Source organism: Ruegeria sp. SATB045 (assembly GCF_059613525.1).
Map to the genome: position 1 here is coordinate 114,656 of NZ_JBXWSR010000034.1, position 10,119 is coordinate 124,774.

The 10,119-nt window shown below is 56.4% G+C and carries 8 protein-coding genes; 6 read left to right on the forward strand and 2 right to left on the reverse strand.

Translation table 11 applies throughout. From position 1 onward, the window contains the following. Window positions 1-38: 38 nt before the first annotated feature. Window positions 39-1,202, forward strand: coding sequence for an RsmB/NOP family class I SAM-dependent RNA methyltransferase (locus tag AC2FNR_RS18490; protein WP_496850647.1), 1,164 nt, complete (start codon window positions 39-41; stop codon window positions 1,200-1,202). 165 nt (window positions 1,203-1,367) lie between these two features. Next, complete coding sequence (locus AC2FNR_RS18495; protein WP_496850649.1) at window positions 1,368-3,593, forward strand: ATP-binding protein; 2,226 nt, start codon at window positions 1,368-1,370, stop codon at window positions 3,591-3,593. 4 nt (window positions 3,594-3,597) lie between these two features. Here AC2FNR_RS18495 and AC2FNR_RS18500 read toward each other — a convergent pair whose 3' ends face one another. Next, window positions 3,598-4,191 (reverse strand): gamma-glutamyl kinase, encoded by a 594-nt coding sequence (locus AC2FNR_RS18500; RefSeq protein ID WP_496850651.1) that lies wholly within the window; start codon window positions 4,189-4,191, stop codon window positions 3,598-3,600. Window positions 4,192-4,383: 192 nt separating this feature from the next. Between AC2FNR_RS18500 and recA the strand changes: the two genes are divergently transcribed. From recA to AC2FNR_RS18520, 4 genes are all read left to right on the forward strand, one after another. Next, window positions 4,384-5,451 (forward strand): recombinase RecA, encoded by a 1,068-nt coding sequence (gene recA / locus AC2FNR_RS18505; protein WP_170354230.1) that lies wholly within the window; start codon window positions 4,384-4,386, stop codon window positions 5,449-5,451. Window positions 5,452-5,589: 138 nt separating this feature from the next. After that, window positions 5,590-8,259, forward strand: a complete 2,670-nt coding sequence (gene alaS, locus AC2FNR_RS18510) for an alanine--tRNA ligase (RefSeq protein ID WP_496850653.1) — start codon at window positions 5,590-5,592, stop codon at window positions 8,257-8,259. Window position 8,260: 1 nt separating this feature from the next. Beyond that, window positions 8,261-8,548, forward strand: a complete 288-nt coding sequence (locus AC2FNR_RS18515) for a DUF1330 domain-containing protein (protein ID WP_170751292.1) — start codon at window positions 8,261-8,263, stop codon at window positions 8,546-8,548. A gap of 362 nt (window positions 8,549-8,910) precedes the next feature. Further along, window positions 8,911-9,513, forward strand: a complete 603-nt coding sequence (locus AC2FNR_RS18520) for a transglutaminase-like cysteine peptidase (protein ID WP_170751290.1) — start codon at window positions 8,911-8,913, stop codon at window positions 9,511-9,513. A 135-nt stretch (window positions 9,514-9,648) separates the two neighbouring features. On the opposite strand, the gene AC2FNR_RS18525 is transcribed toward AC2FNR_RS18520, so the two are convergent. Further along, on the reverse strand, window positions 9,649-10,119 hold a 471-nt coding region (locus AC2FNR_RS18525), incomplete at its 5' end, for a hypothetical protein (protein WP_496850656.1).

Genomic DNA, 10,119 nt, shown 5'->3' on the forward strand with positions numbered 1-10,119 from the left:
CGCCGTTTTGTGTTTCTACAGACGCATGGGACGACTTTATGACCCCCGCAGCCCGCTTTCAGGCCTCTATTGAAATCCTTGACGAAATTCTCAGGGATGTTCCGGTCGAAAAGGCCCTGACAGGATGGGCGCGGCGCAGCCGTTTTGCCGGCTCCAAGGACCGGGCGGCTGTTCGGGATCACGTGTTCGGAGCGTTGCGGTGCAAGCGGTCTTTCGCGGCGTTGGGCGGGGCCGAAACTGGGCGTGGCTTGATGCTTGGGGCCCTGAGGGCGGCAAAGAGTGACCCGAGCGATCTGTTCACGGGAGTTGGGCACGCCCCTTCGCCCGTTGGTGAGGACGAAACTGGGCGCGCATTCCTGTCTGACGCCGAACAATACGACATCCCCGACTGGTTGTGGCCAGTGTTTAAAGCCTCTTTGCAGGACCAGGCAATCAACGTAGCGCAGGCCTTGCAAACCCGCGCTCCGGTGCATTTGCGTGTCAACCTGATCAAAGCGGATTCGGATCGCGCGATTGCTGCGTTGGCGGCAGATGGTATCACTGCCCGCGCGCATGACGCCTGCGACACGGCGTTGGAGGTTCTGGATGGCGCGCGTAAAGTCGCCCAGAGTCAGGCATTTTTGACTGGGCTGGTCGAATTGCAGGACGCAGCCAGTCAAGCCATCGTTGCCGATCTGAATTTGCAACCAGGTCAGCGCGTTTTGGACTATTGCGCGGGCGGAGGTGGAAAATCACTCGCCATTGCGGCGCATGCCGGGGTCGAAGTTTTTGCTCATGATGTTAATCCTGCGCGAATGAGAGATTTGCCTGATCGGGCCGAACGCGCAGGGGCGAAAATCACAATCCTGACGCCTGATGCGGTGCGGTCGCAAGCACCTTTCGATGTGGTGCTTGTTGATGCTCCATGTTCGGGCAGCGGTTCCTGGAGACGCGCCCCGGCAGGAAAATGGGCTTTGACCCCGGAGCGTCTAAAGGAGTTGAGCGCGCTGCAATTAAGCATTCTCGAGGAAACATCTGGTTTTGTTTCCCCAGACGGAACGTTAGCTTATGCGACCTGTTCTATGCTGAACCCGGAAAACCAAGAAGTCGTTGAAAATTTCCTCGGTTCGCATTCCGGCTGGAACATGTCCTATCAGAAATTGTGGCTCGCAGCACACGGAACAGACGGTTTCTTCACCGCACACTTGACGCGGTATTTTTAATAAAAACAGCAAGCATAGGTAGAGCGGCCGCGATTTCGTTAAGCGGTCTTTAACCTTATTTGGGCTTACTGGCGACAGGCCCAACAAGCTGAGTTCTTAATGACTGAAGTTTCAAGTTTTTTGTCGGATCCTTCCATAAGGAAATCTCCGATTCCACTGCGACTGATGTCCGTGTTGGTATTTGGCATCGTCATCGGACTTGCACCTCTCACAAATGTTTTGCCGACCGGCTGGAAGATTGAGTTCGCCGTCGCCGGAATTTCATTGTTCACGGCAGGAGTTCTGGTCGCGCTCAAGGGTTGGTTTGCGGATTGGTCTATCCGACGTGCCATTGAAGTTATGAATACTTTCACTGAACAGGACTTGTTTCCAGGCGTCATTGCCAATGCGGACGGGCTTGTTCTTTCGTCAAACGCAGCGGCCAGAATCCAGTTACACGCTTTCCCCGGTAACCGGTTGGAAGACTGCTTGATGTCAGTTTTCGCCAATCCAGCGTCAATCCTTTTACGTCTTCAGTCTCTGGCTGAGATTCACGGAAAGTCCAGCGAAGATGTGGTGACTATCGGGTCTACTATCGCGGTGACAGTATTCTCGGTCGGGCACGATCTGTATTGCTGGCGGTTTCACCTTGGGGCTGAAGGCCGTTGGGATGATGTGGCAGTTCCTGTTTTGACACTTGGGCGAAATGGAACTGTGTTTAGGGCCAATGGAATGGCCGAGCATGTATTGGGCTACAAACCGGAAAACACAGATCAAGTCTTCAATTCCGGCCAACCTGCACCGGGTGAGATCACACAGGCCAACGCCTCAAGCGCCCCGTTGAATGTTACCGTGGCAGAGCTTTCTCGATCGGGGTCTGCGCGTGAAATGCTGGTTCTGCCTGTCCAGGTAACCACGCTACCGACAACAGAAACACGTTTTGCGGATTTGCCGGTTCCAATCATGTGCATTGCACCGGACGGGGTCGTTCTGGATGCAAACAGATTGGCAATCAAACTGGTTGGCGACTTTCAGACAGGCGAGACGAATGTCTCGCAAATGATGCAGGGATTAGGTTACCCGATTCAGGAGTGGTTGTCGCGCGCCGCTGTCGAGGACGCCACCCCCAAATCCGAATTTTTGCGCCTGACACGGCAAGACAAAGACGTATTCGTTCAGGTGACGCTGAACAGGGTGGTGAATGATGGTCAGGTGTGCCTAATTGCCGTGCTCAACGATGCGACCGAGCTTAAGACACTTGAGGCTCAGTTTGTGCAGGGACAAAAGATGCAGGCTGTCGGGCAGCTTGCCGGTGGTGTCGCGCATGATTTCAACAATTTGCTGACAGCAATATCTGGTCATTGTGACCTGCTATTGCTGCGGCACGATCAGAATGACCCGAACTACGGTGATCTGGTGCAGATAAACCAGAATGCGAACAGGGCGGCTGCTCTGGTCAGTCAACTGTTGGCTTTTTCGCGCAAGCAAACACTTCAGCCAGAGGTTCTGGACCTGCGCGACACAATTTCGGATCTGATTCACTTGTTGAACCGGCTGGTCGGTGAGAAAGTGCGTTTGACACTCAGCCACGATCCTGTTCTGAAGCCCGTGCGCGCCGACAAAAGACAGCTTGAACAGGTGTTCATGAACCTGGTGGTCAATGCCCGTGACGCGATGCCCGAAGGCGGGGAGGTTCGGATCGAAACCGAAGTCGTTTCGCTGACCGATTCTTTGCGCCGCGACCGCGCGACAGTTCCGCCGGGCGAGTATGTGACTGTAAAAGTCGTCGACAGTGGGGTGGGTATACCGGCAGACAAGCTGCAAAAAGTCTTTGAGCCGTTTTATACCACAAAAAGAACCGGCGAAGGTACGGGTCTGGGTCTTTCGACGGTGTATGGCATAGTCAAACAGACGGGCGGGTTTATTTTCGTCGATAGCGTGCAAGGGCAGGGCACGGAATTTACGGTGTTCTTGCCGATTTCAGCCACGCCGCAGAAGATCGAGCCCAGCCAAGAAGTACAGCCCGAAGTTCTGAATGCCCGCCAGGGCGAAGGCGTCGTCCTACTGGTTGAGGATGAAGCACCGGTTCGTGCGTTTGCTACGCGGGCTCTGCGCTTGAAAGGTTACACGGTGCTCGAGGCCGACTCGGGTGAAGAAGCGTTGAGACTGCTAGAAGATGAAACATTGCATGTAGATGTGTTTGTAACCGATGTCGTGATGCCCGGACTCGATGGTCCAACCTGGGTACGAACTGCGATCGAAAAGCGCGCAGATGTGCAGGTTATCTTCATGTCCGGTTACACCGAAGGCGCGTTCGGAGATTCGGGACCTGAGATCGCAAACTCGGCCTTTTTGCCGAAACCATTCTCATTGAACCAATTGACCGAAGCAGTGTTTCGGCAAATGAACTGATACGCTACTGCGCTTTTTCGTGGCACTCAAATTCCAGCGCATGACGTTTGCGGAACTTCTGTTCAGTCTTTGCACTTAGCGCCAAGTCACGGGTTGGAGAGACGTTTTCGCGCTGCAGAGCAATCTTCATGTCCAGTCGGTTTTCCAGAAATTCCAGAATCTTGTCTTGGTTTTCGTATTTGAACACATGATCCGCACCGCGGCCATTGCTGCGGGTGCGGAAAAACTGACTCTGACTGCCGACATCTGCGTATTCGGGGCGGGGTGACTTCATATAAGCCTGAATGTAGTCATCGAAGCTCATGTCGCGGGTCGAGTGCGGATGCCCAATCCGTTCGTCACGGCTACGAAACTTGTACCAACTGCCTAACCAGTCGATTGGTTCCCGAACGACGGCCATGATCTCCATGTCGATGTCATACATTTTTTGGAAGATATTCTGAAAAAACCTGTCATATCGCCGAACTGGAGCGTGTTTCAATGCCGGAGGACCGGTCACGACAAGGTCCGCCCGGTCTTTCAGCGCTGAGTGATATGCGGTGCTGCCGGTTTTGGGAACAGCCAGAAACGCCAGGCGTTCCTCATAGAAAACAAGCATTTATGTGTCTGCCAGAACGATTGGTTATCTTTGTACAGTGGCGTAAACGACTCTTTAACACAATTGCCCAAGAGTAAATATTGTAAGTTTTAGTTGAAATGTTCTCTTTTTGATCTCATAAGGAACAAGAGGCGAACAAAGCAGTGATTGCCGCCCGTTCAAGGGTGTGACACAAGGGAAGGCGACAGGACAATGGCGGATCTTCTGACGATGAGCGACAAGAAAAACGCAGACAAGCAAAAGGCGCTCGACAGCGCGCTGGCCCAGATTGAACGGCAGTTCGGCAAGGGTTCGATCATGAAGCTGGGTGAGGACTCCAAACAGGATATCGAGGCCAGCTCGACCGGCTCGCTGGGTCTGGATATCGCGCTGGGGATTGGCGGCTTGCCGATGGGCCGGATTGTTGAGATTTACGGGCCAGAAAGCTCGGGCAAGACCACCCTGACGCTGCATTGTATTGCAGAACAGCAAAAGCGTGGCGGTGTCTGTGCGTTCGTTGACGCGGAACACGCGTTGGACCCGCAATATGCTCGTAAGCTGGGTGTCGATCTGGATGAGTTGCTAATCTCGCAGCCCGACACCGGAGAACAGGCGCTTGAGATCACCGATACGCTGGTCCGCTCGGGCGCGGTGAACATGGTTGTGGTCGACTCAGTCGCGGCGCTGACGCCGAAATCCGAGCTTGAGGGCGACATGGGCGACAGTAATGTCGGCGTGCAGGCCCGTTTGATGAGCCAGGCGATGCGCAAGCTGACCGGTTCGATCAGCCGCTCGAACTGTATGGTGATCTTCATCAACCAGATCCGGATGAAAATCGGTGTGATGTTTGGCAGCCCCGAAACCACCACCGGGGGTAACGCGCTGAAATTCTACAGCTCGGTTCGTTTGGACATCCGGCGTATCGGCGCGATCAAGGACCGCGACGAAGTGGTCGGCAATCAGACCCGCGTCAAGGTCGTCAAGAATAAGGTGGCCCCGCCGTTCAAACAGGTGGAATTCGACATCATGTATGGCGAGGGCATCAGCAAGATGGGCGAGCTGCTGGATCTGGGCGTCAAGGCCGGTGTGGTTGAGAAGTCGGGCTCTTGGTTCAGCTACGGGGACGAGCGGATCGGGCAGGGGCGTGAGAACGCCAAACAATATCTGCGCGATAACAGCCGCTCGGCGCTAGAGATTGAGGACAAGATCCGCGCCGCGCATGGGTTGGACTTCGACATGCCGCCCGGTGCCACTGAGGATGACGATATTTTGGAAGCCTGACGGCATCCCGGAATTGTGAATGCAGGGCGGTCCATTGGGGCCGCCTTGTTTCGTTTGCGCAGCCTCACCTGTGGACTATCCGCAGGGACAGCGATAAACCCGTTTTCGAACAAGATGATTGCGCGCTGAGAGAGCCTAATGCCCACGCTGAACGATATCCGATCGACCTTTCTGAACTATTTCGCCAAACAAGGGCATGAAGTTGTGGCGTCCAGCCCGCTCGTGCCGCGCAATGACCCGACTCTGATGTTCGTGAACTCGGGCATGGTGCAGTTCAAGAACCTGTTCACGGGGCTTGAGACACGCGATTACAGTCGCGCCACCACCGCACAGAAATGTGTGCGTGCAGGTGGCAAGCACAACGATCTGGACAATGTGGGCTACACTGCGCGCCACCACACGTTCTTTGAGATGCTGGGGAATTTCTCGTTTGGGGATTACTTCAAGCATGAGGCGATCCCCTTCGCGTGGGAGCTGATCACCAAGGAATTCGGCATCGACAAGAACCGCCTGCTGACCACGGTGTATCACACCGATGACGAGGCGTTTGAGATCTGGAAAAAAGTCGGCGTGCCCGAAGACCGGATCATCCGCATCGCCACCAACGACAATTTCTGGCAGATGGGCCCGACTGGTCCCTGTGGTCCGTGCACCGAGATTTTCTATGACCACGGCGATCACATCTGGGGCGGCCCTCCGGGCTCGGCCGAGGAAGATGGCGACCGGTTCATCGAAATCTGGAACATCGTTTTCATGCAGAACGAGCAGTTCGAGGACGGCTCGATGGTGGAGCTGGACATGCAATCCATCGACACTGGCATGGGGCTGGAGCGGATCGGCGCGCTGCTGCAGGGCAGCCATGACAACTATGACACCGACCTGTTCAAAACGCTGATCGAAGCGTCTGCCGATGCCACCGGTGTCGATCCTTATGGCGATCAGAACGTGCATCACCGCGTGATTGCGGATCACCTGCGCTCGACCTCGTTCCTGATTGCCGATGGCGTGATGCCCAGCAATGACGGCCGCGGTTACGTTCTGCGCAGGATCATGCGGCGCGCCATGCGCCATGCGCATTTGCTGGGTGCAAAAGATCCGGTGATGCATCGCCTCGTGCCCTCGCTGGTGCAGCTTATGGGTGCGCAATATACGGAACTGGGACAGGCGCAGGCGCTGATCGAAGAAACACTGCTGCTTGAGGAAACCCGGTTCAAGCAGACCTTGGATCGCGGTCTGAAACTGCTGGATGATGAGGTCGCGGGCCTGCCCGAAGGTGAGGCTCTGCCCGGTGATGCGGCGTTCAAGCTCTATGACACTTATGGCTTCCCGCTGGATTTGACGCAGGATGCGCTGCGTGAAAAGGGCCGGACTGTGGATACCGACGGGTTCGATGCAGCCATGGCCGAACAAAAAGCCAAAGCGCGCGCTGCTTGGGCGGGCTCGGGCGAGGCGGCGGATCAGGCCGTTTGGTTTGACGTGCTGGACAGCGCCGGGGCCACGGATTTCCTTGGCTATGATGCCGAAAGAGCCGAAGGGCAGGTGGCTGCTCTGGTCGTGGATGGCGCGCTGGTCGACACCATCGAGCAGGGTGGCACCGGTTGGGTCATCGTGAACCAGACCCCGTTCTATGGTGAGGCCGGTGGTCAGGTCGGGGATACCGGCGAAATTCGGCGGCTTGAAAATTTGCAGGATGTGGCCAAGGTCGAAGACGCGCGCAAATTTGCCGAAGGTAAGGTCTATGCGCATAAGGTGACCGTCAGCCAGGGCACGCTGTCCAAAGGCGACGGGGTCGAGCTTGAGGTCGATCACACCCGCCGCAGCGCGATCCGGGCAAACCACTCGGCCACGCACCTGCTGCACGAGGCGCTGCGCGAAACGCTGGGCGACCATGTGGCGCAGCGCGGCTCTTTGAACGCGGCGGACCGGCTGCGGTTCGACTTCAGCCACTCCAAAGCGCTGAGCGTCGAAGAACTGCAAAAAGTCGAGCGTGAAGTGAACGCATTCATTCGCCAGAATTCGGCCGTCGAGACGCGGATCATGACGCCCGACGACGCGCGGGATCTGGGCGCGCAGGCGCTGTTTGGTGAGAAATACGGTGACGAGGTGCGGGTTGTCTCGATGGGCAAAGCGCCCACGGGTAAAGGTCAGGATGGCGAAACATGGTCGATTGAACTGTGCGGCGGCACCCATGTGCGCCAGACCGGGGATATCGGCACCTTTGTGGTGTTGGGCGACAGTGCCAGCAGCGCCGGTGTGCGCCGGATCGAAGCTCTGACCGGGGATGAGGCGTTCCGCCACCTGTCGGCGCAGGATCAACGGTTGGGCCAGATTGCGTCCGAGTTGAAGGCGCAGCCTGATGATGTGGTTGGGCGCGTGAAATCCCTGCTGGACGAACGCAAAGCGCTGCAGAACGAAGTGGCCCAATTGCGCCGTGATCTGGCGATGGCGGGCGGTTCGGGGCAGGGCAGTGCTGAGGCGAAGGATGTGAACGGTGTACCGTTCTTGGCGCAGGCGCTGAGCGGCGTTTCCGGAAAAGACCTTCCCGCGTTGATCGACGAACACAAAAGCCGTCTTGGGTCAGGTGCGGTTCTGCTGATCGCGGATGCGGGTGGCAAGGCGGCTGTAGCGGCTGGAGTGACCGCGGACCTGACCGAAAAGGTCTCGGCCGTGGATCTGGTGCGCGCCGCAGTGGTCGAGCTGGGCGGCAAGGGCGGCGGTGGTCGCCCGGACATGGCGCAAGGCGGTGGCCGAGATGCGTCGAATGCGGATGCGGCCATCAAGGCCGCCGAACAGGTATTGGAGGGGTAACATGCCCGCACTTTGGATCGCACATGTCACTGTGACGGACAACCAGGCTTACGGAAAATACGCCGAGTTGGCGGGTCCGGCGATTGCCGCCCATGGGGGGCAATTCATTGCACGTGCTGCACGCTATGTGCAGCTTGAGGGAAAAGAGCGCCCGCGTAATGTAGTAGCCAGATTCCCTTCGGTCGAAGCTGCTGTCGATTGTTACAATTCGCCCGACTACCAAAAGGCCCTTGACCACGCACGTGGTGCGAGTGAACGCGAATTGGTCGTCGTCGAAATCACCGAATAGAATCATCAAGGCCGTCTGGTGAATGCTGCCGGACGGCCTAAAGAATGCGCGGATTTCGGCCTATATGTTATCTGGCCGTTTCAGTGAATTTAGTTTTGAAATTTTTTTCTGTTTTTTAAATAATAACAATACCTTGTATTTTATATATGCACTTTTTCGCTCTCGTTGGTTGCCTCAATTGTGGCAGTAACCCGACAAATTCAGCGCGAAATGGTCATGAAAAGTGACGAATTTCCGCCTCTTTTTCCATCCACCTTAAGCCCAGATTGCGCTGCCGCGTCCGTTTACCGATAGTTTCCTAAATCGGAATACGGTCCTGTCTGTCGACAATCGTTCGGAGAGACCAGGATCGAGGGACAGGCATGAATTCGTTTGTAGAGCAGGCGTTCACCGCGACAGGCAAGGTTTTGGGTGTTTGCGCGATTCTCGCGGCGGTCAGTGTCGTTGGGAAATCTGTGGAAGCCAGCGAAGGAGACTTCATCAGGAGCGTGGCATCTACACCTCCGCCTGCCGGAGCAAGACAGCTGTGTCGCCAATACTCATGGGCATGTTCCAGCACTGCTTCGGTGGCGATGACAAGCCAGCAGGAATTGCAGATTGTTAAACGCGTGAATCGTAAGATCAATCGGACTACGCGTGAAGTTACGGACCAATCTCAGTATAGAACCGTAGAGAGATGGGCGTTGCCGACCAGACGTGGTGGGGACTGCGAAGACTTTGCTCTTTTGAAAAAAAGAGATCTAATTCGCGCAGGAATTGACCCAAGTAAATTGCTGATTGCGACTGTGCTGGATACGCGAAGAAATGCGCATGCCGTTTTGGTCTACAGATCCGCAGCGGGTGATCTGGTGCTGGATAATTTGACCAACACGATCAAACCGTGGTCGGATACCCGGTATCTTTTCTTACGGATGCAAGACCCACGACAGCCAGAGAATTGGGTGGGTGTCTACCGCCGTAGTTAATTTGTGACCACTGGGTCGATGGAGACTACCAAATAAACGGGGCGCCAATTTTGGCGCCCCGTTTCTTTTGATCTTCGTTTGTATTGTCTGCAACAAGAGTGTTTTACGATCCTCATTGCGTTCAACCAGAGTCAGTTAGTTGAAAACACCACCTGACCCGCCGTTGCCGCCGCCGACACCACCGACATTGCCACCATTGCCGTTGCCGTTGGTGCCGCCGCTGTTGCCGTTGTTGTTGCCGCCGTTTCCGGAACCTTGGCCTGATCCATTTGTGTTACCGCCGCCGTTGCCGGAATTGGGGTTATTCCCGTTACCATTTCCGGGTCCGCCGAAGATGCTGCCACCGTTTCCGTTGCCGTTCCCGTTTCCGGTCCCGTTGCCACCACCATTGCCATTGCCATTGTTGCCGCCACCATTGCCGGTGCCGGGGCCAGACCCTCCGGTATTGCCACCGCCGTTACCGGGGTTGGGGTTGTTACCATTACCATTTCCTGGGCCGCCGGTTCCACCGCCGCCGCCACCGGTTCCACCACCGCCGCCGCCGGTTCCGCCACCGCCGCCGCCGGTTCCGCCACCGCCGCCGCCGGTTCCGCCACCGCCGCCGCC